Annotated in this window: 25 protein-coding genes; 14 read left to right on the top strand and 11 right to left on the bottom strand. The window is 63.6% G+C overall.

Translation table 11 applies throughout. The features are described from left to right. Positions 1-3 precede the first annotated feature (3 nt). The 3 genes from PIN31009_RS13030 to PIN31009_RS13020 all read right to left on the bottom strand — a co-directional run bounded on the left by PIN31009_RS13030 (position 4) and on the right by PIN31009_RS13020 (position 3,117). Positions 4-1,095, bottom strand: coding sequence for an LLM class flavin-dependent oxidoreductase (locus PIN31009_RS13030; protein WP_217426794.1), 1,092 nt, complete (start codon positions 1,093-1,095; stop codon positions 4-6). A 181-nt stretch (positions 1,096-1,276) separates the two neighbouring features. Then, positions 1,277-2,440 (bottom strand): DSD1 family PLP-dependent enzyme, encoded by a 1,164-nt coding sequence (locus PIN31009_RS13025; RefSeq protein ID WP_150790536.1) that lies wholly within the window; start codon positions 2,438-2,440, stop codon positions 1,277-1,279. Between the two features lie 11 nt (positions 2,441-2,451). Next, complete coding sequence (locus tag PIN31009_RS13020; RefSeq protein WP_150790535.1) at positions 2,452-3,117, bottom strand: HAD family hydrolase; 666 nt, start codon at positions 3,115-3,117, stop codon at positions 2,452-2,454. A gap of 130 nt (positions 3,118-3,247) precedes the next feature. On the opposite strand from PIN31009_RS13020, the gene PIN31009_RS13015 reads away from it, so the two are divergent. Further along, positions 3,248-4,177, top strand: a complete 930-nt coding sequence (locus PIN31009_RS13015) for a LysR family transcriptional regulator (RefSeq protein ID WP_150790534.1) — start codon at positions 3,248-3,250, stop codon at positions 4,175-4,177. On the opposite strand, the gene PIN31009_RS13010 is transcribed toward PIN31009_RS13015, so the two are convergent. Then, on the bottom strand, positions 4,166-5,128 hold the full coding sequence (locus PIN31009_RS13010; RefSeq protein ID WP_150790533.1) for a LysR family transcriptional regulator: 963 nt from the start codon (positions 5,126-5,128) through the stop codon (positions 4,166-4,168). The genes PIN31009_RS13015 and PIN31009_RS13010 overlap by 12 nt on opposite strands. 137 nt (positions 5,129-5,265) lie before the next feature. Here PIN31009_RS13010 and PIN31009_RS13005 point away from each other — a divergent pair, with 137 nt between their 5' ends. Further along, a complete protein-coding gene (locus PIN31009_RS13005; RefSeq protein ID WP_150790532.1) occupies positions 5,266-6,000 on the top strand; it encodes an SDR family NAD(P)-dependent oxidoreductase in 735 nt (244 codons plus the stop codon). A gap of 18 nt (positions 6,001-6,018) precedes the next feature. Next, positions 6,019-6,228: a tautomerase family protein gene (locus PIN31009_RS13000; protein ID WP_150790531.1), complete on the top strand. Its 210-nt coding sequence runs from the start codon at positions 6,019-6,021 to the stop codon at positions 6,226-6,228. 90 nt (positions 6,229-6,318) lie between these two features. On the opposite strand, the gene PIN31009_RS12995 is transcribed toward PIN31009_RS13000, so the two are convergent. Next, positions 6,319-7,656 carry a S1C family serine protease gene (locus PIN31009_RS12995; RefSeq protein ID WP_058378555.1) on the bottom strand — a complete coding sequence of 446 codons (1,338 nt, stop codon included), beginning with the start codon at positions 7,654-7,656 and terminating at the stop codon, positions 6,319-6,321. A 258-nt stretch (positions 7,657-7,914) separates the two neighbouring features. On the opposite strand from PIN31009_RS12995, the gene PIN31009_RS12990 reads away from it, so the two are divergent. Then, positions 7,915-8,808, top strand: a complete 894-nt coding sequence (locus tag PIN31009_RS12990; protein WP_150790530.1) for a hypothetical protein — start codon at positions 7,915-7,917, stop codon at positions 8,806-8,808. A gap of 71 nt (positions 8,809-8,879) precedes the next feature. On the opposite strand, the gene PIN31009_RS12985 is transcribed toward PIN31009_RS12990, so the two are convergent. The 5 genes from PIN31009_RS12985 to PIN31009_RS12965 all read right to left on the bottom strand — a co-directional run bounded on the left by PIN31009_RS12985 (position 8,880) and on the right by PIN31009_RS12965 (position 15,085). Beyond that, complete coding sequence (locus tag PIN31009_RS12985; protein ID WP_150790529.1) at positions 8,880-11,081, bottom strand: TonB-dependent receptor; 2,202 nt, start codon at positions 11,079-11,081, stop codon at positions 8,880-8,882. Between the two features lie 87 nt (positions 11,082-11,168). After that, on the bottom strand, positions 11,169-11,561 hold the full coding sequence (locus tag PIN31009_RS12980) for a hypothetical protein (protein WP_150790528.1): 393 nt from the start codon (positions 11,559-11,561) through the stop codon (positions 11,169-11,171). Positions 11,562-11,721: 160 nt separating this feature from the next. Further along, positions 11,722-12,702, bottom strand: a complete 981-nt coding sequence (locus PIN31009_RS12975) for an aliphatic sulfonate ABC transporter substrate-binding protein (RefSeq protein WP_150790527.1) — start codon at positions 12,700-12,702, stop codon at positions 11,722-11,724. 101 nt (positions 12,703-12,803) lie between these two features. Beyond that, positions 12,804-14,426, bottom strand: a complete 1,623-nt coding sequence (locus tag PIN31009_RS12970) for a glycosyltransferase family 39 protein (protein ID WP_217426793.1) — start codon at positions 14,424-14,426, stop codon at positions 12,804-12,806. A gap of 233 nt (positions 14,427-14,659) precedes the next feature. After that, positions 14,660-15,085, bottom strand: coding sequence for a hypothetical protein (locus PIN31009_RS12965; RefSeq protein ID WP_150790526.1), 426 nt, complete (start codon positions 15,083-15,085; stop codon positions 14,660-14,662). A 56-nt stretch (positions 15,086-15,141) separates the two neighbouring features. Here PIN31009_RS12965 and PIN31009_RS12960 point away from each other — a divergent pair, with 56 nt between their 5' ends. The 3 genes from PIN31009_RS12960 (at position 15,142) to PIN31009_RS12950 (ending at position 17,960) form a co-directional block, all read left to right on the top strand. Further along, a complete protein-coding gene (locus tag PIN31009_RS12960) occupies positions 15,142-16,104 on the top strand; it encodes an extracellular solute-binding protein (RefSeq protein ID WP_246185650.1) in 963 nt (320 codons plus the stop codon). A gap of 15 nt (positions 16,105-16,119) precedes the next feature. Continuing rightward, positions 16,120-16,926, top strand: coding sequence for a molybdate ABC transporter permease subunit (locus PIN31009_RS12955; protein ID WP_246185649.1), 807 nt, complete (start codon positions 16,120-16,122; stop codon positions 16,924-16,926). A 137-nt stretch (positions 16,927-17,063) separates the two neighbouring features. Further along, the gene (locus PIN31009_RS12950) at positions 17,064-17,960 is read left to right on the top strand and encodes an alpha/beta hydrolase (RefSeq protein ID WP_150685704.1); all 897 of its coding nucleotides are present in this window, start codon (positions 17,064-17,066) and stop codon (positions 17,958-17,960) included. A gap of 85 nt (positions 17,961-18,045) precedes the next feature. On the opposite strand, the gene PIN31009_RS12945 is transcribed toward PIN31009_RS12950, so the two are convergent. Beyond that, positions 18,046-19,347, bottom strand: a complete 1,302-nt coding sequence (locus PIN31009_RS12945; RefSeq protein WP_150685290.1) for an aspartate aminotransferase family protein — start codon at positions 19,345-19,347, stop codon at positions 18,046-18,048. A gap of 99 nt (positions 19,348-19,446) precedes the next feature. Here PIN31009_RS12945 and PIN31009_RS12940 point away from each other — a divergent pair, with 99 nt between their 5' ends. The 7 genes from PIN31009_RS12940 (at position 19,447) to PIN31009_RS12920 (ending at position 26,534) form a co-directional block, all read left to right on the top strand. Further along, on the top strand, positions 19,447-20,361 hold the full coding sequence (locus PIN31009_RS12940) for a LysR family transcriptional regulator (protein WP_174997147.1): 915 nt from the start codon (positions 19,447-19,449) through the stop codon (positions 20,359-20,361). Between the two features lie 161 nt (positions 20,362-20,522). Then, positions 20,523-20,651, top strand: coding sequence for a hypothetical protein (locus tag PIN31009_RS28350; RefSeq protein WP_254916211.1), 129 nt, complete (start codon positions 20,523-20,525; stop codon positions 20,649-20,651). 214 nt (positions 20,652-20,865) lie between these two features. Then, complete coding sequence (locus PIN31009_RS12935; protein ID WP_150790524.1) at positions 20,866-22,194, top strand: LLM class flavin-dependent oxidoreductase; 1,329 nt, start codon at positions 20,866-20,868, stop codon at positions 22,192-22,194. Positions 22,195-22,247: 53 nt separating this feature from the next. Next, positions 22,248-23,228, top strand: a complete 981-nt coding sequence (locus PIN31009_RS12930) for an aliphatic sulfonate ABC transporter substrate-binding protein (RefSeq protein ID WP_150790523.1) — start codon at positions 22,248-22,250, stop codon at positions 23,226-23,228. Between the two features lie 77 nt (positions 23,229-23,305). Next, positions 23,306-24,775: a putative sulfate exporter family transporter gene (locus PIN31009_RS12925; protein ID WP_087687657.1), complete on the top strand. Its 1,470-nt coding sequence runs from the start codon at positions 23,306-23,308 to the stop codon at positions 24,773-24,775. A gap of 50 nt (positions 24,776-24,825) precedes the next feature. Next, positions 24,826-24,987 (top strand): hypothetical protein, encoded by a 162-nt coding sequence (locus PIN31009_RS27915; RefSeq protein ID WP_170935913.1) that lies wholly within the window; start codon positions 24,826-24,828, stop codon positions 24,985-24,987. A gap of 236 nt (positions 24,988-25,223) precedes the next feature. Then, positions 25,224-26,534 carry an LLM class flavin-dependent oxidoreductase gene (locus PIN31009_RS12920; RefSeq protein ID WP_150685705.1) on the top strand — a complete coding sequence of 437 codons (1,311 nt, stop codon included), beginning with the start codon at positions 25,224-25,226 and terminating at the stop codon, positions 26,532-26,534. The last annotated feature ends 59 nt before the right edge of the window (positions 26,535-26,593 follow it).

The raw sequence follows: 26,593 nt of genomic DNA, 5'->3' as shown, positions 1-26,593 counted from the left end.
AAATCAGGCGGCGCGGCGCACGCCAGCAGCGCCAGCGAGGCCAGCAGTGTGCCTGCGAATTGCCGGGATCAGCGTTCCGCCGTAGCGGATCGTGTCGCCCAGCGGGTCGAAGCCGCGAATGAGGAACGTGTCCACGCCGAGTTCGTAATAGCGTCCGAGTGCATGCGCCACCTGCTCGGGCGTGCCAACCAGCGCCGTGGAATTCCACCGTGCGCCGGTCGCTTTGGCGACGCCCATCCACAGGCGTTCGTCGAGCACGTTGCCTTGTTGCGCGGCAGCCAGCAGGCGTTGCGAGCCGACGTTCTCGGGGGCTTCCACATGCAGGCCGAGACTCGCACGGGTGGCTTTGACCTGCCGCAGCACTTCGTCTGCGCGCGCCCATGCCTCGGCTTCGGTGTCGGCAACGATCGGGCGGAACGAGATCGAGAAGCGCGGCGTGCGGCCGTATTTCTGCGCGGCCGTGCGCACGCGGCCGATCAACTGCTCAACGGCGTCGAGCGGTTCACCCCACAGCATGTAGGTATCGGCATGGCGCGCCGCCACATCGATGGCCGCTTCGGACGCGCCGCTGAAGTAGATCGGGATATGCGGTTGGCGCCACGTTTTCACCGCAGGCGAGGCTTGTTCGAAGCGGTAATGCTTGCCTTCGAAATCGACGGGCGCATCGGCGGTCCAGATGCGCTTCAGGGCGTCGAGATATTCGTCGGTGCGCGCATACCGCGCATCGTGTTCGAGGAAGTCGCCGTCGCGGCGCAGGTCGGCGTCGTTGCCGCCGGACACCACGTTGAGCGCGACGCGTCCCCGCGAGAATTGGTCGAGGGTTGCCAGTTGGCGAGCGGCCAGCGGCGCTGCAATTACACCGGGGCGGTAGGCCAGCAGAATGCCGAGGCGTTGCGTGGCGGCGGCCACATAGCTGCTCACGATGGACCCTTCCGGGCCGTTGGAGAAGTACCCGATGAGGGCACGGTCGAACCCGGCGGTCTCATGCGCTTGCGCCATCCGTGTGACGAAGGCCGGGTCGACGGCAGCGCCGGACGGTTGGTCGACTTCGGAGCCCGGGGCCGCCGTGATCATGCCGATGACTTCTACGCTCATGGGTGCGCTCCAGTGCAAGCAGACGAAAATTGGCCGCGCAACAAACCGGTTGGCGCCATCGCTTGGCGATCCGGTATGAGGCGAAGCCGTTCAGCTTGGCATTGCAGGGCAGCGTAGGGAACGAAGCAAATCGGGAAACGTTATGCGGGGTAGTCGCATAAGCATCCCGATTCGCTTTAGATCACCAGCCGTGAAGCCGTGACCATGTGCCGGTATCGGCGTGGGGATCGATGGCGTGATAGCCGGGAAATTGCGCGCCGGTAGCGCAGGCGTGATTCGGCAGAATGCGCAACAACGTGCCGATGGGGAAGCGCGACACGATGTCGGGATCGGCATCGCCTTCGCGCGAGAGCACGCCATGCTCCTGATTGGCGCCGCTCAGCACATAGCCCGGCACGACCGTGCCGTCGACACGGCACACCTGTCCGTAGCCGAAGTCGCGCTTCTGCTTTGACGTGCCCCGGTCGCGGCTCATCGCCATCCAGCCCGCGTCGACGATCGCCCAGCCCTTGTCCGCCTGATGACCGATCACCGTGGTGAGCACGCAGAGCGCCAACTCGTCGGTCGTGCAGACGCCGATGTTGTGCATGACGAGATCGAAGAAGACATACACGCCCGCGCGCACTTCGGTCACGCCTTCCAGATGCGTGGCCGCCAGTGCCGTGGGTGTCGAACCCACGCTGACGACCGGGCAGGGCAGTCCTGCATCGCGTAAGCGAGTCGCCGCGAGCACGCATCCCGAGCGTTCTTGTTCCGCCATCGCCGCGAGGGCTTCGGGGGTGTCGAGTTCGTAGCTTGAGCCAGCGTGCGTCATCACGCCGCCCAGCGTTGCGCCGCCTTCATGCAGCACGCGGCCTACATCGAGCAGGGCGGCTTCGTCCGGGCGAATACCGGAACGGTGGCCGTCCGTGTCGATCTCGATCCACACCTCGAAGGTTTCGCCGTACTCCGCGCCGAATGCGACGATGGCCTGTGCGGACGCGACGCTGTCGGTGATGATCTTCAGATCGCAACCACGGCGACGCAATGCCAACGCAGCGGGGAGCTTGCTCGCCACCATGCCGACGGCATAGAGAATGTCGGTCACGCCGTCGTCGAAGAATTGCGCGGCTTCCTTGAGCGTGGAGACGGTAATGCCCGCCGCACCGGCGGCGATCTGCGCCTGCACGACTTGCGAACACTTGCTCGTCTTCACGTGCGGTCGAAAGCGCACGCCCAGTGCGTTCATCCGGTCTTGCATGCGGCGAATGTTGTGCTGCATGCGCGGTACGTCGATGACAGCAGCCGGTGTTTCCAGCGTCTGCAAGGTGAGGGCCGCAGGCGTCGTCTCTTGAATGGTCGTCATGACGGGTCTCCTCAATCCGTTGCGCCGAACGTGCGCAGCCACGGCAACACGGGATCGAGTGTGGGGGCTTCGCGCTCGGGCGACGGCGCGCCTTCCGGCAAGGTCAGGCCGATGCGGTTATGCCAGAACGTGCGCATGCCGACCACCGACGTGCCGAACAGGTCGTAACCGGAGCCCGCAACGAAGGCGGCTTCGTCGGCGGATACCCCCAGCTGTGCGAGGGCCAACCGGTACGGACGCGGATCGGGTTTGTAGAACCCAGCTTGTTCCGAGGTCACAACCACGTCCCAGTCGATCCCGAGCAGGTCGGCCGCTTGCCGGCCCAGCCGGTCAGAGCAGTTCGTGACCACCGCCAGCTTGCAATGGGGGCGCAGCGCCTGAAGCAATTCGCGGGCGCCGTCCCAAGCGGGCAGCGTGGCCCATTGCGCTTCGAGGGCTTCCGGCGCAGAGGCCGGCAGGCCGACGTGTTCGGCGGCCTCGCGCACCAGTCGCTCGTAGCTCACGTAAGCCCCGCAGCCGTAGGTGCGGCGCAGGTACTCGGCGCGCCACGCGCGGCCAGCGGTTTCGCTGCCTGCGGCGGTGTTCCATACGGTCCACGAGTTGAGCAACGCGGTGAGCAGGTCGAACAAGACGGCACGCGGCCAAGCGGCGGGAGTGGAAGCGTCGTGAGTGGGCATTCGGGGGCCTTTTGTCGTTGGGTTTTCGATGAGGGAAGACGGTTGACGGCATCGTCACTGGCCTTAAGTGTAGAAACGATACCGTTACCCGTGGTTAAATTCCGGAACATCAATGCTTAAGCACAGGTTAATGATCCAGATCGAAGACCTACGGCTCGTCGAAGCGCTGGCACAGGCGCCATCGCTCAGTGCAGCGGCCCGATTGCTCAACGTGACGCCGCCCGCGTTGTCGGCTCGCTTGCGTAAGCTCGAAGCCACATTGGGCCTTGCGCTCGCCACGCGCACGTCACGCCAATTGAGCCTGACCGCAGAGGGCGAACGCTTCGCTCGCGAGGGGGCGGCGTTGCTTGCGCAACTCGACGCGTTACCCGAATCGTTTCGGCGCGACGACAGCCGGCTGACCGGCACGTTGCGGGTTGCGGCCCCGTTCGGCTACGGGCGTCATCACGTTGCCCCGGCACTGGCGCGCTTTGCCCAGTTGCATCCCGATCTGCATTTGCAGCTGGACCTGCGCGAGACGCCGTGGCCCGACAAGCACGATTCCGATGCCGTCATTCATGTGGGCGCGGTGCGGGATTCGTCATGGATTGCGCGTCCGCTGGCACCGAATGCGCGCTGGTTGTGCGCAAGCCCGGCGTACTTGCGCCGCTTCGGTACCCCTGCCGAGCCGCACGATCTGCTGCGTCATCGATGTATCTGCATTCGGGAGAACGATGAGGACGTAACGCTGTGGCGCTTTCGGCGACCGGGCGTGGCGAAGGGCGCGCGCAGCTCTCGAACCACTGCACGCGACAGTGTGCGTGTGGTGCCTGCCTATACGAGCAACGACGGGAGTGTGGCGCGCGAGTGGGCGGAGCAGGGGTTGGGGCTGGTGCTTCGTTCGGAGTGGGACACGCGCGAGGCCGTCGCGGCAGGCACGCTGGTTCGCGTGCTGGCCGACTGGACCTTCGACAGCGCGCCGGTGACCTTGCTGGTGCCGACACGGCGTGGCCGGACTGCGCGGCTACAGGCGCTGATGGCATTCCTCGACGAGACGCTGGGCACGCCGTCAAGGCGTTGACCGACGTCGGCGGCTGCCGCCGGCCGCTGGGGGTTTGCGTGTCTCGGCCAAGGCATCGAGCAAGTAGTCGACAAAGACTCGGGCGCGCGACGGCAGCGTCTTGCCATGCGGATACATCAGGCTGACCGGGCGCGACCGGCCGCCGAGATCGGCGAGTACCTCCACCAGCCGTCCGGTGGCGAGATCCTCTTCCACGATGAAGCGGTAAGTCTGGAACAGCCCGGCACCGGCTTGGGCCAGCGTCACGCCCGAGAGCACGTCGTCGGCACACCGGTAGCTGCCTTGTGCGGCGTATTCCACGTCGTTACCCGCCTCGCGAAAGAGCCACGGAATCGGCCGGCCAGTACTCGGCAGATCGAACTCAATGCAATCGTGATCGGCAAGATCGGCAAGCGTCTTGGGTGTGCCCGCACGTTTCAGATAGCCGGGGTGCGCGACGACGACGAGCGCGGCGTCTTCGAGATGGCGCGCAACCAGACTCGATTCGGGCTGGGCACGAAAACGAATCGCAAAGTCGAAACGCTCCTCGTGCAGGTCGACGTTGTGGTTACTGACCTGCACATGAAGCTTAATCAGCGGGTATTTCGCGCGAAAGGCGGGGAGTAGCGGCAGCAATCGGTAGTGGCCGTAGGTGGTCGGCACGCTGATCCGTACCGTGCCCGAGGGCTGGACCTGCGCGCCGGAGACGCGGCGCTCTGCCTCGGTCAGCAGGGCGAGCGCGGTGCGGCATTCCTCGAAATAGGCGGTGCCGCCTTCGGTCAGCCGAATGCTGCGGGTGGACCGCACGAACAGGCGCACGCCCAGCCGTTGCTCTAGCCGGGCAACCGAGCGGCTCACCGCCGCAGGGGTTACACCCGCCAGATTGGCGGCCGCCGTGAAGCTGCCCGCCTCGGCGGCCAAACAGAACAGTTCGATGCTGCCGAGCAGGACGTCGTCGAATTGCCGCTGCATATTCATTACACGATGTAAAAAGACAAGTGTAGCGGCATGTGTTTTTCGCGTCTTGATTCATCAATAAAGTGACTCTCAACCCGCGGGGCTTTCGCAGAGGGCGATGCACCGGCAGGGCATTTTTCCAGAGGGTCATCATGAGCAAGTCGGACAAGACGGTTGTCATCACGGGCGCCACCAGTGGCATTGGGCTGGGACTGGCGCAACGTTTTCTGAAAGACGGTTACAACGTCGTCGGCACGGGCCGCAGCCGGGCGCGGTTGGAACAGACCGCCGCGCTGTTGGACGCCGGTGAACGCTTTTTGCCGCTGGCGGGCGGCGTGGCCGAGCCGGGTGTGGCAAAGGCGGTGCTCGCCAGTGCCATCGCGGCATTCGGTCACGTGGATGTGCTGGTGAACAACGCCGGCATCTTCGCCGCGAAGCCGTTCGTTGACTTCACGCCGGACGAGATCGACGAGCAGATCGATACGAATCTGAAGGGCACGCTTTACTTCTCGCAGGAAGCCGCGCGCCACATGAGCGAGCGTCGTGCCGGGCGAATCATCAACATCACGGCGGCGGTGGCGATGCAGGCAAATACGGCGGTGCCGGCGCTCATGGCCGCAGTGCTCAAGGGCGGTCTCAATCAGGCGACCCGCGCCTTAGCACTCGAACTGGCGCCTTTCGGTGTGACGGTCAATGCGGTGGCACCGGGCGTTGTCGATACACCGATGCACCCGGCGTCGACGCATGAAGCGCTCAGCCGTATCCACCCGCTGGGACGGATTGCGAAGGTCGAAGAGATTGCCGACGCCGTGGCTTATCTGGTGAACGGCGCGTTCGTCACGGGCACGGTACTGCCGGTCGACGGCGGATACAGCGCAGGCCGTTAAGACAACCGGGAGCCAACCATGCCATTCGTAAGCATTCGGATTACCCGTGAAGGGAACACCGCTGAACAAAAGGCGCAGGTCATTCGTGAAGTGACCGAGACGCTGCAACGTGTGCTCGACAAAGCGCCGGAAAAGACGCACATCGTGATCGAGGAAGTCGACACGGATAACTGGGGCTATGCGGGCGAGACGACGACCGAATTCAGGCGGAAGTCTGGCGGTCGTTAAGCCGGCAAAGCAGAGGGGCAGGGAGGGGGCAGTGCGAGGTGGTGCGCCCGGTGCGTGATCAGCGCGCCGGGCTGCCGTTCGGCAAAACGTTTAACGAAGCAATGCTCCCGGCCCCGTGACGACGGTATCGGCGTTGCCGCCGGTGGCCGACGCACGCGGTGCCACGGCACGCTGGCCACCCGGCTGGGCAGACAGCTCGATCATTTCGTTGATCTGCACGAAGGGGCCGATGCTTTGCGCCTTCATTTTCACAACACGGTTGATCTGCGGCGCGTACCAGATGGTGGCCTTGTAAGCCGTGGATTGCGGCGAGCGGCCCTGATTGCGCGTGGGCGTCTCGACCAGATTGCCGTCGAAGTCGATGCGCTGCACTTCGAATTTTCCGGCGGTGGTGAACAGCGACTCTTCGGGGGCGACGCGTGCGCTCAAGCGCAACGTGCGGCCGGGTGTGCCGGGCGGCGCGTATTGCAGCTCCCACGTCTGGCCCGGCTTCATGTCGGGTCTGATCCAGCCGTTGGCGGGCATGGAGTTGTCCATTTCGCCGAGGATCGGTTGCGACATTTCGAGCAACTTGCCGTCGGCCAGCTCGACACGGCTGCCATTGTTCATGTAGAGCTTGTCGCCGTCGATGCGTTCGACCACGAGCGCCACACGGCTTTTCACGCCGGTGAAGAGATCGGTGATGGTGTATTCCCACCGGGCGCCCACCGTACCGGCCGCGGCTTCGCGGGTTTCAGCGGCACGCTTCTCGGCCGCCGCCCGGGAGGTCGCCGTGTCGCGCGCGGCCATGGCGGCGCGGCTGCGCGCGGGAAGCTCGTCGAGATAGCTGGCGGGCAGGGCGTAGTTCAGGTTCTGGTTGAGGTGGCGCGAGTCGGCCAGCACCAGCGTGGTCAGGCCAAGCAGGCGGCCGTCGACATCGAACAAGCCGCCACCGCTCGATCCCGGGGAGATCGGCGCCGAGGTCTGAATCATCTCGATACGGTCGGCGTTATCGAGGCGCAATGAAGAGACGATGCCGTCCGAGAGGGTGAGCTCCTGACCGCTGGGGCTGCCCAGCGCATAGACCTTCTGACCGACGCGCAGCGAGCTCATCGGCGCGCGCGCGACGGGTGGCGCCGACATGTCTTCTACCTTCAACTGGCAAATATCGCGATCGGGATCGACCAGTTCCAGTTCTGCCAGATGCGTGGTGTTGCGACGTTGCACAACCACCTTGGTGGCACTACGAAGCACGTGGCAATTGGTGGCGAGGCGCTGCGGGGCGACAACGACACCGCTGCCCTGACCGACGCGCTTGCCGTCTTTACCGAACGTGTTGACGACCCAGACGCTGGGCGAGACCTTTTCGTAGAGCTTTTCGGCATCCAGAGCAAGGGCCGGGACGCTGAGGGTGGCCGCGAGTGTTGCGGCGAAGAGACGGTTGAGCATGTGCGAGAAGCGCCGTTCTGTGTCGGCTGTCAAAAAACTTGGGGTCAGGCGTTCTCGCCAAACCCCGGTGGAATCGCGGCGCTCTGCATGGAGCGTCCCCCTGTGGCCTGTTTCATTGGTCTGGCCACGCCGGTGCGGCAGCAATTCCGTTTCTACAGAGCGCGCCCGGTTAGCGAAGTGTACCGAAACGCGAACGTGGCGGCAAAATGGCGCGCTGAGGTATGCTATGACGCACAAAAAAATACGTACACGACTGCGATGAATACACCACAACACGGGGGATGGGGGCGCGTTGCCCTCTTGTCGTTCACCACGCTCGCCTTGAGCGGTTGCATTTCGCCAACCACCCAGATCACATCGGTTCGCGCGCCGGACTACAAGGCGCAGGTTCACCGGATCTTCGTGATTTACGACGGCCAGATGCGCTTCGGGGCCGACTTCGGCAATGGCTTCCGTCAGGAAGTGACGCAGCGGCTGGCGTCTTGCGAAATCGAATCGCAGTTCGGTCTGGTCCAGACATTGATGCTCGACACGCGCGGCGTGCAGCGCGAGATCGACAATTTCCGCCCGGATGTGGTGTTGCGCGTTCGCCCCAACGGCGGCGTCGTGCAAGGCAACTTGCCGATACGTGTGGACTTCGTGGCCGACATGGCCGACAACGCCACCGACGCGTCAGTCTGGCGTGGCGTGTTTCAGGTGCACCACGTCGGCACGCTGTACGTGTCGTACTTCGAACGCGGCGGCGTGTTTGCGACGGATCTGATCAACCGGCTCATCACCGACGGGATGATCAACAATTGCCCGATTCTCCCGCTCGATCCGGGCAATCGGCTGCCAAGCCGGGGCACGATTACGATGTCACCGAAGGCTGCGGCACCGGTGGCGCCCTCGGTACCCGCTTCGCCTGCATCACCTGCATCACCCACGGCACCGGCCAAGCCGCCGCAATCGGCCAAATCACTGCCACCTGTCGCGAACGGGGCCCCGGCGCCGCCTGCCGTGCCGGGTACCGTCCCCAGTACGCCGAGCACGCAGGCGAGTCAGGCAAAGCCGGAAGCTCCGCCGCCGCCTCTCACCGGCGACGCGGTTTATCGGCCCAAGCGCTCGGTGTCGCTCGATGACCTGAACGGGTTGCTGCCGCCGGCTAAGTAGCCTCGCCCGACGACATCCGCCGCCGTGTCGCCCGCTCACGAAAAGCGCCAGCGACAGCGGCGGCGTCACACTCAGAACGGCTTCGACATTGCGAGATAGAACGTGCGGCGCGGCCCGAACTGCGGCGCGCCTACGCCGATTCCCGTGCCGTCGCGCAGCTCATACACACGATCGAACAGGTTGATGACCGAGAACTTCGCGTCGAACCAGCCCAGACCGGGCAGGTCGATCTTCTGGCCCACGCCAAGGTTGACCTGAAAATACGCCGGCAGGTGCCCCGTGTTGGCAAAGCCGCTACGCAGGCCCGAGCCGAACAGAACATCGGTCGACAACAGGGTCTTGCCCCATTGGTACGACGCACCGGCTGACGCCGTCAGTTGCTGGTCGTGATCCAGATGCACCCAGTGGCTGTTGATGTAGGCGAGTTCGTCGGCGTCGAAGTTGAATTGCCCTGTCTCAATGCCTTCACCCATCGCGCGCGACACCGACACATTCAGATACGCCCCCACGTTGCCCTGACGGAAGTTGACCGTGCCTTCCAGTCCGTACACGCGCCCCTTGTCGTAATTGAATGTCGAATAGATCAGCGCATTGCCGAACTGCCCTTCGTCCTGAAGATGGCGCACGTGCCGGTAGTAAGCATCGAGCCCCACGGTGATCGACGACGTCAACTGATGCGAAATCCCCAGATCGAAATAGTCCGAACGCTCCGCCTTGACGGCTGTGTTGGCATCAGACGGCAGCGCGTTGGTCGTATTCAGGAATTTGGCGACTGAGGTCGTATCGATCTTCTCGGTGGCCGGCGGCGTGAAGTAGCGCGCATAACCGGCGTGCACCCGGGTGCGGCTCGACAAGTCGTACGTGAGGCCCAGACGCGGCGAGAGCTGCCCCTCGTCGGTCACCGTGTTGACGTGGTCGTAGCGGGCGCCGTAGTTGATCGTCAGGCGCTCGGTGGCCTTCCACTCGTCTTGCAGATAGAGCCCGTACGTGGTGCCGCGATCGCTCGCGTTGTCCACGATGGTGAAGGGCGTGCCGCTCGATTGCTGGCCGTCCACCGCCGGGAACACGCTCGACGTATTGTTCACGCTGAACTGCTCCTGTTGCACGAACAAGCCGAAGCGCAGCGTATGGCGGTCGTTGAGCTTGTAGCTGCTGTCGGCCTGCACGCCGTACGCTTCATTGCGCCGGCTGATGTCGGACGCGACGCCGTTGTAGACCAGATCGCCGAGCGGGTCGGGCGTGTAGTCGACGCGGGTTGTGCGGTGGAACAACGAAATCTGTGTGTCGAGCTGCGGCGACAGATGGCTCTGCCACGACAACACCTGAAAGTCGTTACGTTCTTGCTGATGAGCGTTCAGGCTGGCCGAGTCGGGGATCACACCACTGTCGAGCGTGTACGACGGTGCGACGCCCGGCAGGTTGGGAATCTGGAAGCGGTTGTTGGCCGTGCCGAACATGAACGACACGCGGTTATCGGCGTTGAGCAGATACGACATCATGCCGAACGCGTTGGTCTGGTTCGTGTGATCGTGAATGGCGTTGCGATCGCCGGTCGGGTTCTCGATACCGAGATCGTTGGCCGACACGCGCGCGCTGAAGTAATACGACAGCGCGCCCTTCGTGCCGTACAACTGCGTGTTGACCTCACGGTCGGCGTGGCTGCCGAAGACGACGCCGACTTCCCCGCCAAAGGCTTTGGGCGGCTCGCCGCTGTCGGCCGCCTCGCCCGGCGAGCCCTTCGTGTGGATGTCGACGATGCCGGCCGTGCGATAGCCGAACTGGGCCGGCAACGCCCCCGTAATCAGGTTGATTTGCGAGGCAATCCGCGCATCGATCGCCTGACCGAAGCCGCTGATGGCCTCGGGAATGATCACGCCGTCGATCCGGTACTGCAAGTTAGCGTGATCGCCACGCACGTGCAGTTGCCCGTACGAGTCTTGCACCACGCCGGGCGCTTGCAGCAAGACCTGATTGAGCGGCGTGTTGGCGCCCAGCGGCAGCGTCTCGATATCGGTGCGGTCGAAGTTATAGACCGAGCTGCCAGTGTCGGGCGAAAGCGCATTGCGCGCGGCATCGAGACGCTTGGCCGAAATCGTGGTGCCGGACAGCGAGACGTTGGGATCGTTCGTGGCTGCATCGCTACCGGCGGGCGCTGGTGTGCTTTGCGCGTGAACGTTGACGACGAAGGCCGAGGCTGCTGCGGCAGCAATGGCGTGGCGAGTGAGCGCGGCGAACCGCGCGCTTCTGAAGCTGGTTCCGGAGTTGGCAGACATGCCGATCCTCAGTGTGCGTGACGTGTGGACGCCGTGCGGTCGAACGCGGGCTACCGAAGCGTTATCGACGACGGCGAATCTTATGGTTCAGGCGAACAACACTGAGAAGGCGGGCGGGTCGCGGTTACGGGTGGGACCCGGAGAGATCGAACGCACGCGCACGGGCGGCGCTGGCGGGTAGTGCCACTCGCGCACCGCGGCAATCTGCGCGATGACAGGAAGGCTGGTCAGCGCAACATCGACGGCGATGAGTGCAAGACACTCCTCACAGACACCATCGTCGTGCTGGCTGGCGTGCTGATCGGTGCGTGGCGTATCGACGCTGGTTTCGAATGCACCGTCGAGCGCATTGTCTAGCTGAGCGCGCGCTGCGCTGATGCCCAGCGCCACGGCCGTGTGCGCGACGATATGGCGTGCGAGCGCGGCCTGCGAGACGAGCAGGCAAACGACAAGCCATAGGGGAAGCCAGCGGCGATACATGGGGCCGGAGCGCGCAATCGAAAACGAAGACGGTGACAGAAAGGTGCTGCCCAAAAGGGATGCACGAGATAATGCAACTCAATTGCAATGCAACTGAGTTGCGAATTCTGTCACACTCGCACCGGCTTTGCCAAGCGGAAAGCCGTTTTATCGTGGCGTGTTAGCCGATGGCGTTCGGCAGTGTCGCGTCCGCGACACGGATCGGGCGGGGGATGAGCTTGAGTTGCAGGAACGTGTCGGCGATGCGCTGTTGCGCCTCCAGCACCGGTTTGGAGACGGGCTTGTAGATGTGGGCGTAGTGCCGCAGTCCCTTCTCGATGATCTTCGCGTCCAGCCCCTGAATGGGGGCGAGCTTGGCGGCAGCCCCGGCGTAATCCCCTCGAATCTGCTGACCGGTTTCGCTTAACGAGTCGAGCGTGGCCTTGATGACATCGGCGCGCTTTTCGGCAAAGGTCCGCTGGCTGAGGAAGAACTGATGGTGATCGGCGGCCCCTTCGGCATTGGCCAGCAAGCGCACGGGGCTTTGTTCGAGCACGGCGGAGAAGAACGGGTCCCAGATGGCCCACGCGTCGACCGAGCCCCGCTCAAGCGCGGCGCGGGCGTCGGCCGGCGCGAGATAGACCGGCTCGATGTCGCCGAAGTCGAGTCCATGTTTGCGCAGCAGGGCGATGATGAACCAATGAACATCCGACCCCTTGTTGAACGCGACCTTGCGGCCCTTGAGATCGGCGACCGTCTTGATCGGCGAGGTGTTGGCGACAACGACCCCTTCGGCCAACGGCGTCGGAATCTCATAGGCGCTGTAGACGAAATCCGCCCCGGCCGCCTGTGCAAACACCGGCGGCGCTTCTCCCACGTAACCGAAGTCGATCGCGCCGACGTTCAGGCCTTCGAGCAACTGCGGCCCGGCGGCAAACTCGGCCCATGTCACTTGCACCCCCAGCGGGCGCAGTTTGGCTTCCAGTGAACCGTTAGCCTTGGCAAGTACCAGCGTGCTCGCGGCCTTCTGATAGCCGATACGGAATTTGCCCGCTTCGAACGCGGCGCGTGCCGGCAGGGCAAACGACGCGGTGCCGGCGGCAGCGCATGCGCCGAGCAGCGTGAGAAATTGTCGACGAGTCGGATTGCCGGAGTGCGCCATATGCGTTGCCCGTATCAAAAGAGACGATGAAGAGAGACTGTGGACGTCCGATTATCCATACCGGTCTCGCACGGGCAACGAAGCGATAGTGCTTTAGATATTCAGCGCTGCGGCGCAATGTAGGCAACGCACATCGTCACAGGCTCTGCGCCGCCGTGATACGAGAACGGGACGGTTTCGTACGCGTCGATTTCCAGATCCGGCCATTGCATCAGCGTCTTGCCGAAACCGGCCTTGCGGCACGGCCGCCCCGGGTGCCCCAGCAGCATGGCGCCGTTAGCGCGCACCTCGGCGTCGTCGATGTCCTTCGTGTAGATGTTGGGCCGGTGTTCGGACGACCATCGCATCAGCAAGTGCGGATTTCCCGGCGCATAGAACGTCAGCCACTTGGCGACATTGTCATGACCGACGTAGCGCAACGGCGTGTGATACCGCGTCTGCCAGCGCTGTTCCAACGCGAGACTTGCCGTCTTCAATCCCACGAATTTCTGCCCGGCATTCCGGAAATTGGCGCTCAGGAATATTGCGTAGCCCGCGAGCACCAGCACGCCAGCCGCGGGCAACCAGCGCGTGGTTCGCCACAAGCGCGTATTCGTGCCGGGCCATACGCACGCGACCAGCAGCGCGGGCGCGGGGACGGCAAACGGTTGCAGCCATTCGGAGATGCGACCGCCTTCGTGCCACGTAAAGTAGAGCAGGATCGGCACCAACGGCGGCAGCAATACCCACGCGGCGATCGCGACGGGCGCGCAGGCGGGGCCCGTCGTGGTCTGCGAATCGTATGGCGCTCGCCAAGGCCACGTCAGGCGGCCGCCCGTCAGACGCACGATCAGCGCAAGTACGGCCAGCGGATAAAACGCGCTCAGCGCCCCGCATAGCGCACGCGAGTTCAGGCGCGGTTTGATTTGATCGTCGACCCAGCGAAATGCCGCGAAGTCGTGTTGCGCCAGCCAGACGATATTCGGCAAAACGATTGCGGCGAAGATTGCGAGGCCCAGCAGGAAAGCCGGATGCCGGTAGTGGCGGCGTGTCTGCGGTGTCCATAGCGTGACGACGAACATCGTGCCGAGCAGCGCGAACGTCGAATATTTCGTCATCGCCGCCAGACCGGCGACGATGGCAAACGCCGGCCAGAGGCGAGGTGTGTCGAACAGCGCCCGAATGAAGAGCCACAGCATCCACGGCCAGAGCATGACCAGCAGAAAGTTGTCGTTGTACGGGAGGATATCGATGTTGACGGCCCCCGAGACATGCAGGGTCAACATCGCGAGCCATGCGAGACGACGGCTGCCTGACAGCCGATGCGCAAGGTGCCAGACACCGAGCATGCCGATGGCGACGCCCGCGAAATGCGACGCGTACCAATACACACTCAGCGCATTGCCTTCCAGTCCCAGCGCCGGCCACATCGAGAGACCGACGAGCCACGGATTCTTGGGCGTGCCCCATTCGGCATTGCGGGCCCAGTTGAACGCTTCGACGGCGTCGAAGGGCACGGTGGGATCGAGCATCGCGCTCACCAGCGCCCAGATCACGGCATAGATCGCGACGTATGCGGCGGGTGATCGTATGGCCGCCGCCGCGAATCGTCGGATACGGCTCGGGCGCGCGGCTATTGGCCGGGGGCGTGAGGGCAGATCGGCGATGCCTCCCGACGCAAAGCCGGCAGCCATCGAGGCCGAAGGGAACACGGGTTCCGAAGCGGAGATTTGGGTTTTTCGCATGGGCGCTTGGACTCCGCGCGCGAGAACCTGTTCGTGTAGTTATGTCGCAATCCGAACTAGATGATTCGGATGATAAATGTTGCGAAGCGCCTTGTTCTAATTGGACTTTTAGCGCTTTCGTTTACCGCAGAAGTGCCGTTTTCGTTCACGCTCGTTCACAAACGAAAACACATCAAAACGAATGAAAACCGATGGAAACAATTGTGCGCCGGGTTTTGCCGCCCGTGTGGCATTCAATGCGTGTCGTCGGCGTCGATAAGGGCATCGGCCATCAACGCAGGATTGACCTGCCGCACGCGCTGATCGACAAAGTAGCCGCCGCCTTCCTGATAGCGCAGGTACAGACGGCCGCACTCGCGGCAGCGGCACACTTGGCTTCGGTTGTACGGGAAATAGCGCGGGGCGATCGGTGCGTCCACCGCCCAATACGATGTGCCGTTGGGATGGAACTCGGCGAACGTGGGTTCCTGCGTGTCGTTCGGCGCCATGAGCGTCGCGATGGGTTCCAACTGAGCATCGGGCAGCGAGTTAGGCAGGCTGGCCCAGCCATCGAGCGGGGTCCGGGTGCACGAGCAAGGCGCGGTCGCAGACGGGAGGTTCGCCGCCGATTCGGCGAGTGTCAGCAACGCCGTGTAATCAAGGTAGGGTAGATCGCTCATCAAAATCTAATATATGATATTCGTTATATAACAACTTATATAACGGAGTTCCGGCTGTGAAGAAGAAGTGGTTTTCTGCGCGCGTCGTCGCGACGATGAAGCATACCTTGTGTCTCACGGCGGCGCTGCTGGCTGTCGCACAGGCCAAGGCGGACGAGACGTTCCGTGTCGCCTACGCCGGGTCGATGGGTGTCGTGATGGACAAGGCTTTGGGGCCGGCGTTCGCGCAGCGCGAGCATGTCACGTATCAGGGGCAGGGTGAGGGCGCTTATGGGCTGGCCCGTTTGCTGGCATCAGGCCGCTCGACGGCCGACGTATTCGTCTCGATCACTCCCGGTCCGATGGCGATTCTCAAGGACGCCGGGTTGATCGACGAGGCGGTGCCGGTCGCCAGCACGCGCATGGTGATCGCGTACAACCCGAAGGGCCGCTTCGGTGAAGCGTTGCGGCTTGCCGGCAGCGACGCTGCGCACCCGGCTTGGTGGAAGGTGTTGCAGACGCCGGGCCTGCGCTTCGGCCGGACCGACCCGGCCACCGATCCGCAAGGGCAGAACATCGTGTTCACGATGATGCTTGCGCAGAAGTATTACGACCAGCCGGGGCTTGCCCAATCGGTGCTCGGCGATATCCGTAATCCGCAGCAGGTGTTCGGCGAAGGCGGTCTGCTCACGCGGCTGGAAGCCGGGCAGGTCGATGCCGCTTCGGGCTACGAGAGTGCTACGCGCTCGGCCAAGCTGCCTTACGTTGCGCTGCCCGACGAGATCAATCTGAGCAACCCCGCATTTGCCAAGGCGTGGTACGACACGGTCGATTTCTCCTTGCCCGGTGCCGATGGCAAGACCAAGACCGTGCGTCCGCAACCGCTCGTGTTCTACGCCGCCAAGCTGAAGAACTCGCCGCACCCCGAGGCCGCCGATCGATTCATCACATTCATGACGTCGACACAAGGCCAGCAATTGTTTGATGCGAATGGATACGGTAAGCCGAAGGGCGACGCGCTGTATCCGCTGCACAACTAAGCGGCGCGCCAATACGTGTTGAAGTGGATTCGTGGCCTGCCGCGCGCCGTGGCACGTCTGGGCGACGGCATCACGTGGATGTTGCTGGCGATTCCGTTTGTCGCGCTGGTGGTGGAAACGCCGTGGCGTCATTTCCGGTTGGCCTACGGCGACTGGGATGCCGTTGCGGTGTCGCTCGGGCTGTCTTGCCTGTCGATGGCGATCGTCGTCGCGCTCGGCACACGTGTGGCACTGTGGCTGGCGACCACGCGTTCGCGCATGGCACGTGTGGCGGAAGTGCTGGTGCTCGTGGCGCTGATGACGCCACCGCTCGCGATGGGCATTCTGCTCGCGTCTGCCTATGGCCCGGTCGGCACCTTTGGCTCGCTGCTGTCGCGCGCCGGCCTTCTGCTCGGCAACAATGCCCCGGCCTTTGTGCTCTCGCAGGTCTACGGCGGACTGCCATATTTCATCCTCGCGGCGCGCGCAGCCTTCGAAGCTGTGCCGCCCGTGCTGCCGATGGCCGCCAGCACGCTGGGTGCGACGCCATGGCGTGTGTTCCGGCACGTGACGTTGCCACTTGCTCGCGGCGGGCTCACGACGGGGTTGGTCATCGCGTGGGTGCGCGTCATCGGCGAGTTCGGCATCGTGATGATCTTCGCGTACTTTCCGCAAGGCATTCCGGTCAAGCTTTACGTCAACCTGCAAAACGACGGGCTAGGCGCCGTCTACGCGTTGCTCTGGTTGCTGCTGGCAGTGGCGTTGCCGCTACCGATCGTGGTGCTGATGCGCGCCCGCCGCAGCCACCGGCGAACCGCCGGCGAGGATGACACGGTGTACTGAGCATCCGCACCGTCCATCGATTGCATCCCCTGAAAATCATTTCAAATGTTAATCTTTCGGGCGCCCGGCACACAGAGCCGGGTGTTCTGGATAACTAGACAAAGTCATGATTTCCCCCAGGAGGGTATGTGTTCAAGATGTTCGGTCAAACCGGTGCGAGCTTCGCACGACAAATGGCGACGGGTATCATCGCCGCCGCAGCACTGAGCAGTTCGTTCGCCAACGCGAGCGAGGTGCTGTCCAGCGAGGTGTACAGCAAGAACCTGTCGCGCCCGCTCACGTATAACGTCTACCTGCCGACGGGCTATGAATCGTCGGGCAAGACCACGTACCCGGTGTTGTATCTGCTGCACGGCAACGACGGCGTGCGTAACGACTGGGTGGTCAAGGGCCACATGCAGTCGACGATGGACAAACTGATCAGCCATGGCGACATCCCCCCGGCCATCGTGATCATGCCGGACGCCAATACCAACTGGTATGTCGATCTGAAAGAACGCATGGAGACGGCGTTCTTCAGCGAGCTGATCCCCCATGTCGAGAAAACGTATCGCACGATCACGACCCGCGATGGCCGTCTGATCGGTGGCCTGTCGATGGGCGGGTACGGCGCGCTGCGTTACGTGCTCAAGTACCCGGAGAAGTTCAAGGCGGCGGCGCTGCTCAGCCCGGCGATCTACAACCCGGAACCGCCCAAGGATTCGTCGGCCCGCTTCGTGAAGGTGTTTGCCGAACCCAATACGGGCGGCGAGTACAGTGCGCGCGTCTGGCAGGCGAACAACTACCCGGTGTTCTTCGACGCGTTTCTGAAGAAGGGCATCAAGGTGCCGATGTACATTAACTCGGGCGATGACGACGACTTCAACATCGAGTCGGAAGCCACGCGTTTTTATGAATTGCTGCGCGCCAACAAGCAACCGGCCGAGCTTCGCATCGTGGACGGCAAGCATGAGTGGCCGGTCTGGTCGAGCACACTGCCCGACGCGCTGAAGTACATCTTCCGCGACGTGCAACGTCCGCAACGTCAGGACTAAGTTAGCCGTCAATCACTGGCTGAAGAAAAGCCCCGTGCGCTTCGATGAAGCGAATCACGGGGCTTTTTACGACTGAAGCAATGCGTCAGAGCGATCGTTCGATAGCTTGCCCGAGCAGTGACAGGCCGAGGTCGATTTCCGCTTCGCTGACGGTGAGGGGCGGGGCGATCCGGAACACGCCGCCCATGCCCGGCAGCTGCACGATGTTCATGCTCAGGCCAAGGTTCATGCATTCGCGCGTGATGCGCGTGCCCAGACCGTCGGCGGGTTCCTTCGTGCGGCGGTCCTTCACGATTTCCATCCCCAGCAACAGGCCGCGGCCGCGCACGTCGCCGATGCAATCGAAGCGTTCCATCAGGTCCAGCAAACCGGTCCGCAGGCGCTCGCCAATGACGTTGGCACGGGCAACCAGACCGTCGCGCGCCACGACGTCGAGCACGCGCAGACCCACCGCAGCGGGCAACGGGTCGGAGACGTGGGTCGTGTAGAACAGGTAGCCGCGCTCATGCGCCCGTTCTTCGATCTCTGCGGACGTGACCACGGCGGCAAGCGGCAAACCGGCCCCGAGTGTCTTCGACAACGTGAGGATGTCGGGCGTGACGCCGTGGTGCTCGAACGCGAACATCGTGCCCGTGCGGCCCACGCCGGTCTGGGCTTCATCGAGGATCAACAGCATGTCGCGCTCCTCGCATTTGCGTTTGAGCGCGGCCAGATAGCCCGGCGGCAGTTCGATGATGCCGCCCGAGCTGAGAATGGGCTCCGCGATAAAGGCGGCGAGATTGCCACTCGATTGCCGGTCGATCAGGTCGAAGGCGTAGTCGAGTTCCGCGAGGTAATCGTATTGGCCGTCGCGCAGAAAACGCGGGCGATAGGTGAACGGGGCGGGGATCGCGAAGGAGCCCACCGCCGCAGGCCCGACGCCCTTGCGGCCTGCGCTGTAGGTCGCAGACGCCGCCGCGCCCGTCATGCCATGCCACGACTGGGCAAACCCCACGATTTCGTACTTGCCGGTCACGAGCTTCGCCATGCGAATGGCCGCTTCGTTCGATTCCGCACCGGTGCTGAGCAACAGCGCGCGGTCGAGGCCCGGCGGCGTGATCTCGGCCAGCCGTGTGGCCAGATCGACCACCGGACGCGACAGCATGCCGCTGAACAGGTGATCCAGTTTGCCGGCGTACTCGGTCACGACCGACACGATATCGGGGTGGCTGTGGCCGAGCACAGCGCTCATCTGTCCCGAGGTGAAGTCGAGAATCGCGCGCCCGTCCGCGTCGTAGACAAAGCTGCCCTGTGCACGCTCGATGATCGCGGGTTCGAACGTGCCGCCGTAGCGGATCAGATGTTGCCGGGCGTTCTGCCAAAAGGCAGCGTCTTGGTTCTTGGACACGCGAAATCTCCGGTAGGCGAACGACGAAAGCTGACGAGAAAGGCATCAATCGCTTGCAGTCTAAGCAGCGCTCTGCTTTCATAGAAGCGAATAATGCTAATGAAAGATAGAAGGGAATCTAATATCTTGAGCCTCTCACTGGACATCGATCTGCTGCGCTCGTTCGTCGCCATCGCGCAAGCGGGCTCGCTCAGCCGCGCGGCACAGCGCATTTCGCGCACCCAGTCGGCGCTCAGCCAGCAGATGAAGCGGCTGGAAGAGGTGGTCGATCAGCCGCTATTGCAGCGCACCGGCCGTGGCGTGGTGTTGACCGGCGCCGGCGAGCGCTTGCTCGGGCACGCGCAACGCCTGCTTCGGTTGCATGACGAAGCGCTGGCCGATATGACGGGGAAGGGCCTGAGCGGCACGCTCCGATTCGGGTGTCCCGACGACTACGCCGCCGCGTTCCTGCCCGATCTGCTGCGTCAGTTCGCCAGCCAGCACCCGCAGGCGCTGGTGGAAGTGATCTGCGAGCCGACGCCCCGGTTGTTGGAGCAATTGGCGCGCCACGCACTGGATCTGGCGCTAATTTCGCTGCCGGACACCTTGCCGCCCGGTGCCGTTGGCGACGACATCATTCGCCGCGAGCCGCTGGTCTGGATCGGCAGCCCGGGGCTCGAAGCGGCACTTTTCGATCCGCTGGCGCCGCGCGAGCCCGTGCCGTTGGCGTTATCCGATCCCGACACGCTGGACCACATCGCCGCCTGCGAGGCGTTGCAGGCAGCGGGTCTGCCTTACCGAATCGCCTATGCGAGCAGCAATTTGGCGGGACTCACGGCACTGGCGCGTTCCGGGCAGGCGCTGGCCGTCATGACCCAGACGGCGGTGCCATCGGATCTGCATGTGCTGAACGGTGTTCCCGGCCTGCCGCCGCTGCCGTCGGTCGGGATTACGGTAAAGTTCGACCGGGCCCGCCCGAATCATCTGTCGCAGGCGTTTGCCGACCACATCCGGCACACGCTGCCGATGTTGTAACCGAAGGTAAAAGACGCCGGTGATGACCCCGGCGGACGGCATTTGTTGGACAATTGCGGGTTGTTTCAGCGCGCGTCGGCGCGTCTGGCTGTTTTGTTGAAGCGCGAGCGTCCGTTATCCGGAAACTCGTTCCCCATTAGTTCTGTATCGAAGAGGTCGATATGCTGTCGCGTTGCCTGGCGTTTTTCTTGTTGGTCGGTTCGTTGTTCGCGCTCGCGGGTTGCAATACGGTAGATGGCGTCGGTCAGGATATTTCGGGTGCTGCACGCACCGTCAAGAAGGCCCTGTAAGCCGTTCCGAAACCGTTGTTGTATCTGGCGGAACGGCGATTGCCAACGTGAATATCTTAATGAAAAGCCGTTGGTTCCGTTTCGCTGAACGCGTGCCTATAGTCGCTGCCACGGTTGTGTAGACGGATGCGCGAACCCGCCGCGGTGCGGGTAGCGTCGTCTCGCTGCCGGCATCGGGCCGCCCGGCCCGGTGAGTTCACCGACGGCAGGCACGATGGCAAAACGCGTTCATCTCAATTTGTTCATTCACGGCCGCGGCCACCACGAGGCCGGCTGGCGTCATTCGGGCGCCACGCGCCTGCCGCTGACCGATATCGATTATTTCGCCGGGCTTGCGCAAACCGCAGAAGCTGGGCGTTTCGATTCGGTGTTTCTCGCCGATGCGCTGGCGCTTGCCGAAGCCGCCGAGCACGTCGCGACGGCGCAACTCGAACCCATCACCACGCTTGCTGCGCTGGCCTTCGCCACGCGGCATATCGGCTTGATTGCCACCGCGTCGACCACTTACACCGAGCCGTTCAATCTGGCGCGCCAATTTGCGTCGCTCGATCACATCACGAAGGGCCGCATCGGCTGGAACATCGTCACGTCGTGGGTCGGTGCCGCCGCCAAGAACTTCGGGCTCGATCAGCCGATCGGCCATGCCGAGCGTTACGCCCGCGCAAACGAATATCTGGAGGTCGTGACCGGCCTCTGGGATAGCTGGGCCGACGACGCCATCGTCGACGACGCTGCCACCGGCCGCTTCGTCGAACCGGGCAAGGTGCGCAGCATCGATCACCGGGGCGACTACTACCGCGTGGCGGGGCCGCTCAATCTGCCACGTTCGCCGCAGGGCTGGCCGGTACTGGTGCAGGCAGGGTCGTCGCCTGACGGCAAAGCGTTCGCGGCGCGTTTTGGCGAAGCGATCTTCACCGCACATCTGACCAAAGCCTCGGCGCGCGACTTCTATCGCGATCTGAAGTCGGCGGCCGAAGCGCGCGGACGGCGTGCCGATCAGGTCGTGATCCTGCCGGGCCTGAGTGCCGCCATTGGCGCGACCGATGCCGAAGCGGTGGCGTTGCTCGAAGAACTCAACGGCCTGACCGACATCAGCGTCGGTCTCACCCGGCTCTCCGACCGCTTTGGCGGCTACGACTTCTCTCGTCTGCCGCTCGACCAACCGCTCTCTGTCGATGACTTCCCGAATCCCGCCACTGTGCAGGCAGCGAAAAGCCGTGCGGAAGTCATCGTCGGTCTCGTCGCCCGCGAACGGCCGACGCTGCGTCGCTTGCTTCATCAACTTGCGGGGGCGCGTGGGCACTTCACATTCGCCGGCTCGCCGGAGCGCATTGCCGACGTCATCGAAGACTGGATCGACGATGGTGCGGCCGATGGATTCAATCTCATGCCCCCGGTATTGCCCGCCCAACTCGATCTGTTTGTCGAGCACGTGGTGCCGATCCTGCAACGCCGCGGGCGGCTTCGCACGGAATACGACACGCACACGCTGCGCGAGCACTACGGGCTCGAACGCCCCGAGAACCGTCACTTCTCGCGCTGAATTTATGAATCACCCCGTCTGCACGGGGCGACGCAAGCATTTCAAGGTTTGACATGGCAATCACTCGACGTACCGCACTTTCTTGGCTGGGTGCTACCACGGCCGCCGCGCTCGCAGCGGGGCACGTGCCGCGCGCAAAGGCCGCCGAAGCATGGCCCGGCGCAATTCGTATCGGTATTCAGAAAGGCGACCCGCTGGTGGCGCTGCGCGCATCCGGCAAGCTTGAAGCGGCGTTGCGCCCGCACGGTGTGGCAGTGAAGTGGATCGAGTTTGTCTACGGCGCGCCGATGGTTGAGGCGATCAATTCAGGCGATGTCGACGTCGGTGTGGTGGGCTCGCCGCCGCCGATTCTCGCGCAAGCGGGCGCCGCGCCGTCAGTGGTGTATGTCGCTGCCGGCAGCCGTTATCAGAATGGTTACGCCATCGTTGTGCCCGCCAATTCCACCGTGCGCACGATCACCGATTTGCGCGGCAAGAAGATTGCCTTCGCGAAGGGCTCGCAAGGCCATTTGTTCGTGCTGCGTGCGCTGGCAGACGCGGGCGTTTCGCCGTCCGAGGTGCAGTTCGCCTACCTCTCGTATAGCGATGCGCGCGCGGCCATCGAGCGCGGTTTCGTCGACGCGTGGTCCGTGCCGGACCCGCGCTATGCCGACGCTGAAATCGCCAGTCACGTGCGCACCATTCTCAAGATCGGCGACGTGTCGGTGCCGCAGTACGCCTTCTACATCGGCACGCGCACGTTCGCCGAGAAGTATCCGGCCACGCTGCGCATGCTGTTCGACACGCTGAGTGCCGACATTACGGCGCGGCTGGCAAAGCCGGACGAAACCGCCGATTTACTGGCGCAGAACACCGGCGTGCCGCTCGACGTATGGAAGCGCGCCATCCCGCGTCTGGAATGGGGTGTGCAGTACCCGATCACTCCTGACGTCCTCAAGGCACAGCAGGCAAACGCCGATCTGGCCTTCCAGACCCGTCTGATACCGCGCGCGGTCGACGTGCGACAGGCGGTCGTGGACATTCGTAAGGGCTGAACCCGGCAGGAGATAACAAAAGCCGGGTCACCCGGCATCGTCAAACACACGTCACGTCATTTGAAGGGGAATGCAGTATGGAGCAAGCCTCAACCACACCACAGGTCTCGGCCGCCAAGCCGGTGAGCGAAGACTGGCTCGCCGTCATCATCGGCCTGATCATCGTCATTGCCGGGCTCACGGGCGTATCCGGTGCCGACCCGATCGGCTGGGTCGTCACCACGCGCGTCTGGACCGATCCGGCGACGGCACTCGCGCCCGCAGCATCGGGATATGCCCGCCTTGGCGGATTCGCGGCGTTTGTCCTGACGTGGATCGTCCTGAGCGCCGTGCTCTCGCTGGGCGTGGCCGCGTTACAGCAAGACGTTCGCCGCTTCGTCGTGCGCTTTTCCGTGTTGTTCTGGCTGGCGTATGCGAGCTGGTTTCTCGGCAGCTACGCCTATCTGGCGGCCGTCACGCCCGCCGAGCAAACCAAGTTCGGTATCGATTGGTCGCTGCGCCTGACTAACGAAGGCGGCTATATCGTCGCGCTGGTGGTCGGTCTGATCATCGCCAATGCCTTCCCGCGTGCGAGCGCGTGGCTCTCGGATGCGGTGCGTCCCGAGTGGTACATCAAGACAGCAATCGTCGTGCTGGGGGCGTTCATTGCCGTCACGGTCGCCGACCGGCTGACGTTCGCGTCGTCGATTCTGCTGCGGGGTGTGGCCGCCATCGTCGAGGCATATCTGATTTATTGGGCGGTCGTCTATTACATCGCGCGTAAGTGGTTCCGCTTCCCGCGCGAGTGGGCGGTGCCGTTGGCCTCGGGCATCTCGATCTGCGGCGTCGCAGCGGCCATTTCAACCGGCAGCGCCATTCGTGCGCGCCCGGCGATTCCGGTGCTGGTGTCGTCACTGGTCGTGGTGTTTGCGGTCATTGAACTGCTGATTCTCCCGTTCCTTGCCCAGCATTTCCTCGCGGACGATCCGCTGGTGGCCGCGGCGTGGCTCGGGCTGGCGGTCAAGACCGACGGCGCGGCAGTTGCGGGTGGTGCGATCACCGAAGCGCTGATCAACGCGAAGGCGGCTGCGGGCGGCACGCACTACGCGGCAGGCTGGATCGTGGGCACGACGGCCACGATCAAGGTGTTCATCGACATCTTCATTGGCGTGTGGTCGTTCATCCTCGCGTACATCTGGACCAACCACATCAACGTCACCGACGCGTCGCAACGTGCGCGTCCGCGCGAGATTTGGGAGCGGTTTCCGAAGTTCATCATCGGCTTTGTCGTGACGTTCGCGCTTGCGCTGGGCCTGTCGCTCGCGGCCGGACCGGAAGCCGCAGCGAAGATCAAGGGCGCTGTGGGGGAGGCTAACAACTTCCGCGTCATCTTCTTCGTCCTGACGTTCTTCTCGATCGGTCTGCTGTCGAACTTCCGCAAGCTGTGGTCCGAAGGTATCGGCAAGCTCGCGGCGGTGTATGTCATCAGCCTGTTCGGCTTTGTCATCTGGGTGGGCCTGCTGATCTCGTGGCTGTTCTTCCATGGCGTGAAGCCGCCGCTGGCTTGACCCGCATGCGGCTTATCACACCAGCGTTCTCACATCACAGGAGTCTCATCATGTCTGACCTCGACAACCTGTCGAAAGCCATCGCGCAAGCGCCGGAAGAGCCACTGCTGCCGATCGAGAAGAAGCTGATCGGCTGGAGTCTGGGCATCGGCATCGTGCTGCTGGTCGTGCTCGGCATCATCAATCACTACCTGCCGGTGGCGACGGTATAGCGTCGCAAGCGTGTCTCTGTTTGTGTGAATTTGCTTAGCAGATATTCGAATTTGTCATCAGGCAACCGAACTCTATACTGGGTTGCGACTGCGTGCGGGGCGGCTTGTGCCGCCCTCGCCGCCGTCACTGTGGTCCGGGAAGACAACTGAGCAGGCGCTGCCAACGAAGTTACCCGCGCCGGTCTCTTACTCTGTTTTTCCGAATACCTCGCATGCCTACGAATGCCTCGCGACAAATGAACCTGGCCGCCTACGTCATGGCGGGCCCAGTGTCGGGTCACCACGGCGGCTGGCGCTATCCCTCGGCGCAGCACGACATTCTCAACGTCAAGTTCTATCGCGACATCGGGCGTCTGCTCGAAGCCGGCAAGTTCGACATGATCTTCCTGCCGGACATTCAGGCGTTGCCGCGCCGTCTCGGCGACAGCCTCGATTCGCAACTGCGTCACGGCGCACTCGGTGCGCTGCGTCTCGACCCGCTCGTCGTGCTGTCGGCGCTGGCAGCCAGCACCGACAAGCTCGGGTTGGCGGCGACGATTTCGACGTCCTACTTCACGCCGTTTCATGTGGCCCGCGCACTGGCATCGCTCGATCATCTGAGCGCCGGGCGCGTAGCGTGGAATATCGTGACGTCGTTTCAAGATGCTGAAGCGCGTAACTTCGGTCTGGCCGAGCAACTCTCGCGCGAGGACCGTTACGACCGCGCCGACGAATTCGTCGAAGTCGCTTGCAAGCTTTGGAACAGCTGGCACGACGACGCCCTGACGCTCGATCGGGCCACGCCGCAGTTCGCCGATCCGTCGCGTGTGGCGCCCATCTCGCACCATGGCAAGTGGTTCGACGTTGAAGGGCCGCTGAACGTGAGCCGTCCGCCGCAAGGCCGACCGGTGTTTATTCAGGCGGGCGCCTCGGCCCGCGGCAAAGATTTCGCGGCGAAGTGGGCCGACGTGATCTTCGTCACCCACTCGTCGCAAGAGTCTGCGCAGACCTTCTATCGCGACATCAAGGAGCGTGCAGTGCAGCACGGCCGTAACCCCGACGATGTGAAGATTCTGCTCGGCATGGTGCCGGTCGTCGGCGAGACCGATGCTATCGCGCGCGACAAGCAGGCGTTGCTCGACGAGTTGTGCGATCCCGAAGCCGGGCTCTCCACACTGTCGTATCAGTTGGACATCGACCTGTCGCCATTCCCGCAGGACGGCGTGCTGCCCGATCTCGAAGTCGGCGGCGTGCAGGGTCACTACAAGGAAGTGGCGGAGCTCACGCGTAAGCAGGGGCTGTCGTTGCGCGAGATCGGCAAGCGTTACGGCATCGGCCCGCTGCGCGATTTCAATGGGTCGGGCGCTGCCGTGGCCGACACGATGCAGCAATGGTTCGATGCGCGCGCCTGCGACGGTTTCATGGTGCAGATGCCGTACCTGCCGGGCGGCGTGGAGGACTTCGTGCGCCTCGTCGTGCCCGAGCTGCAAACGCGCGGCAGCTTCCGTGCCGAGTACGACGGCGCGACGCTGCGTGACCACCTCGGTCTCGCGCGCCCCGCGCACTAAGCCATTTGCGCCATTTGCACCATTTGCCAACGCACACATAACAACGACTTCTCGCACAC

The organism is Pandoraea iniqua (genome assembly GCF_902459685.1).
In the GTDB taxonomy this organism is placed as follows: domain Bacteria; phylum Pseudomonadota; class Gammaproteobacteria; order Burkholderiales; family Burkholderiaceae; genus Pandoraea; species Pandoraea iniqua.
This window is presented reverse-complemented; position numbering and strand designations above follow the sequence as displayed.

Excerpts from the sequence above, each read along its gene's own strand:
- PIN31009_RS13025 (WP_150790536.1), bottom strand. The coding sequence starts at position 2,440 with ATGACGACCATTCAAGAGACGACGCCTGCGGCCCTCACCTTGCAGACG.
- PIN31009_RS13015 (WP_150790534.1), top strand. The coding sequence starts at position 3,248 with ATGATCCAGATCGAAGACCTACGGCTCGTCGAAGCGCTGGCACAGGCG.
- PIN31009_RS12980 (WP_150790528.1), bottom strand. The coding sequence starts at position 11,561 with ATGTATCGCCGCTGGCTTCCCCTATGGCTTGTCGTTTGCCTGCTCGTC.
- PIN31009_RS12970 (WP_217426793.1), bottom strand. The coding sequence starts at position 14,426 with ATGCGAAAAACCCAAATCTCCGCTTCGGAACCCGTGTTCCCTTCGGCC.
- PIN31009_RS12925 (WP_087687657.1), top strand. The coding sequence starts at position 23,306 with ATGGAGCAAGCCTCAACCACACCACAGGTCTCGGCCGCCAAGCCGGTG.
- PIN31009_RS27915 (WP_170935913.1), top strand. The coding sequence starts at position 24,826 with ATGTCTGACCTCGACAACCTGTCGAAAGCCATCGCGCAAGCGCCGGAA.
- PIN31009_RS13005 (WP_150790532.1), top strand. The coding sequence starts at position 5,266 with ATGAGCAAGTCGGACAAGACGGTTGTCATCACGGGCGCCACCAGTGGC.
- PIN31009_RS13000 (WP_150790531.1), top strand. The coding sequence starts at position 6,019 with ATGCCATTCGTAAGCATTCGGATTACCCGTGAAGGGAACACCGCTGAA.
- PIN31009_RS12950 (WP_150685704.1), top strand. The coding sequence starts at position 17,064 with ATGTTCGGTCAAACCGGTGCGAGCTTCGCACGACAAATGGCGACGGGT.
- PIN31009_RS28350 (WP_254916211.1), top strand. The coding sequence starts at position 20,523 with ATGCTGTCGCGTTGCCTGGCGTTTTTCTTGTTGGTCGGTTCGTTGTTC.
- PIN31009_RS12985 (WP_150790529.1), bottom strand. The coding sequence starts at position 11,081 with ATGTCTGCCAACTCCGGAACCAGCTTCAGAAGCGCGCGGTTCGCCGCG.
- PIN31009_RS13010 (WP_150790533.1), bottom strand. The coding sequence starts at position 5,128 with ATGCAGCGGCAATTCGACGACGTCCTGCTCGGCAGCATCGAACTGTTC.
- PIN31009_RS12935 (WP_150790524.1), top strand. The coding sequence starts at position 20,866 with ATGGCAAAACGCGTTCATCTCAATTTGTTCATTCACGGCCGCGGCCAC.
- PIN31009_RS12990 (WP_150790530.1), top strand. The coding sequence starts at position 7,915 with ATGAATACACCACAACACGGGGGATGGGGGCGCGTTGCCCTCTTGTCG.
- PIN31009_RS12975 (WP_150790527.1), bottom strand. The coding sequence starts at position 12,702 with ATGGCGCACTCCGGCAATCCGACTCGTCGACAATTTCTCACGCTGCTC.
- PIN31009_RS13020 (WP_150790535.1), bottom strand. The coding sequence starts at position 3,117 with ATGCCCACTCACGACGCTTCCACTCCCGCCGCTTGGCCGCGTGCCGTC.
- PIN31009_RS12940 (WP_174997147.1), top strand. The coding sequence starts at position 19,447 with ATGAAAGATAGAAGGGAATCTAATATCTTGAGCCTCTCACTGGACATC.
- PIN31009_RS12920 (WP_150685705.1), top strand. The coding sequence starts at position 25,224 with ATGAACCTGGCCGCCTACGTCATGGCGGGCCCAGTGTCGGGTCACCAC.
- PIN31009_RS12930 (WP_150790523.1), top strand. The coding sequence starts at position 22,248 with ATGGCAATCACTCGACGTACCGCACTTTCTTGGCTGGGTGCTACCACG.
- PIN31009_RS12965 (WP_150790526.1), bottom strand. The coding sequence starts at position 15,085 with ATGAGCGATCTACCCTACCTTGATTACACGGCGTTGCTGACACTCGCC.
- PIN31009_RS13030 (WP_217426794.1), bottom strand. The coding sequence starts at position 1,095 with ATGAGCGTAGAAGTCATCGGCATGATCACGGCGGCCCCGGGCTCCGAA.
- PIN31009_RS12995 (WP_058378555.1), bottom strand. The coding sequence starts at position 7,656 with ATGCTCAACCGTCTCTTCGCCGCAACACTCGCGGCCACCCTCAGCGTC.